1 protein-coding gene is annotated in these 1,796 nt (G+C 67.1%); it reads right to left on the minus strand.

Features of this window, described 5'->3' with window-relative positions:
- Positions 1-14 precede the first annotated feature (14 nt).
- On the minus strand, positions 15-1,697 hold the full coding sequence (locus tag ACIA8E_RS41875; RefSeq protein WP_399307348.1) for an IS1182 family transposase: 1,683 nt from the start codon (positions 1,695-1,697) through the stop codon (positions 15-17).
- Positions 1,698-1,796: the final 99 nt, after the last annotated feature.

A 1,796-nucleotide genomic window follows, 5' to 3' on the forward strand; every position in this document is an offset into this window, starting at 1 on the left:
GCGGACGCTGTTGGTCAATTCGGGCCCAGGTGCTTCGCCCCGTCGGATCCGACGGGGCGAAGTGCTGCGAAGTGACTGGTGCGGGTGCGGGCCCGGGGTGTGTCGGTGAGATGGGCGTCGATGCGGGCGAGGTTGATGGCGGCGCCGGTGAGTTGGTGCTGGAGCCTGGTCTTCGCGAGGCCCTGGTAGCGGGACCTGCGCAGGCCACAGCGCCCAACGCCCTGGGAGATGCTTCCCTCGACGCCGGCGCGGATCTTGTAGCGGTCTTTCCAGCCGTCAGTCTGTTGAAGGGCGCGGGTCTGCTGAAGGGCCTGGTGCTCGTCGTGCTGGCGCAGGGTGAGTTGTCTGCGTTTGGCCGCGGGCGAGCTGACGCAGTCGCGCAAGGCGGGGCAGGGGCGGCAGTCGGCCTGTCCGAACATGACCCGGATCACGGGAAGCTGCTGCTGAGAGCTGCGCAAGGACCACAGGGTGCTGGTGGCTCCATTCGGGCAGGTGACGTGCTGCTGATCCCAGTCGATGGTGAAGGCGTCTTGTCCGTAGCCGCCGCCGTTCTTCGCCTGGGCCACGGTGACCGATTGCAGCGGACCGTGCAGCTCGATGCCGTGTTCGCGCCGCGCGGTCACGATCTGGGCGGCGGTGGGGTAGCCGGTATCTACCCAGTGCTCGCCGGGCAGGCAGCCGTGTTCGGCAAGGTCGGCGTGGATCGTCTCACTCATCACGCTGTCGGGAACGGTGGCGACCGTGGTGGCCATGTTCGTGATCAGGTTCGGACCGTCGGTGCCACAGGTCTCGGTGAGGTGGACCTTGTACCCGTCCCACACAGTGTCGCGCTTGACGCTGCCGCGTGCCTGAGGGTCATAGGGAGTGACCAGGCGCGTCGCGCCCGGCGGCCGGTCTTTTGGGTCCCGCCGCCTAAACTCGCCTTCGACCAGGTGAAAGTGGTGCACCCAGATCTGCCTAAGGATCTCCACCTGTTCCATCTCCCGCAGCCCGGGAGGTGCTTCGGATGAGGTCACGGCCGCGAGCAGCCGCATGCCGTCCCTCCCGATCCGCAGGCCGACCTCGTCCCGCTTGGTTTGGGCTTTGGGGAAACGAGAGTCCTCGGCTCGGGTGGCGTAGTGCTTGAACCAGTCCGGTTCAGCGATTGCGGTCAGCCAGCCGGGGGCGGCCTGGGCCAGCGCGTTCAACGCCGAACGCAGTGTTTCCGCGACCATCTCCAGCCAGCACAGCTCGCGGGCCGCCGACAGCACATGCGTGGAATCGGTGCGGGCCTTTCCACCCGTGACCAACAGGTTCTTCTCTCGCGCCGCGACCAGGATGCCGTCCAGGACCTGCCGTCCGGCATCCGCCTCGATGAGACGGTCCCGGAACTCCGAGAGGACCGAGTAGTCGAAGCCAGGATCAGCCAGTTCCAGCCCGAGGGCGTACTTGAAGTCGATCCTCGCCCTCACCGCTTCCGCGGCCTGCCGGTCGGTGAGTCCTTCCACGAACTGCAACACCACCACCAGCGCGAGCCGCCCCGGTGACCAGGCAGGTTTTCCTCGTGCCGGAAACAGATCCGCGAACTGCTCGTCCGTGAAGAGCACCCCCAGCTCGTCCCGGATCCGGATCGCCAGACTCCCCTTGCGGAAGGCTGCCCGAGCCACCCGCACCGTCTCCACCGGGATCTCCCCCGGCTCCTTCGGCTGCATCGACATCGACACCCTCCCCGAACGACAACGTCGGCTCCCAAGACCTCAACCAGGTCTTGGGAGCCGACGTCACGCACGGGCCCGAATTGACCAACAGCGTCCGCA

This window comes from Streptomyces sp. NPDC051664, from assembly GCF_044453545.1.
Classification (GTDB): Bacteria; Actinomycetota; Actinomycetes; order Streptomycetales; family Streptomycetaceae; genus Streptomyces.

What these genes read in the sequence shown, in the direction of transcription:
- ACIA8E_RS41875 (WP_399307348.1), bottom strand. Translation starts at nt 1,697, where the DNA reads ATGTCGATGCAGCCGAAGGAGCCGGGGGAGATCCCGGTGGAGACGGTG.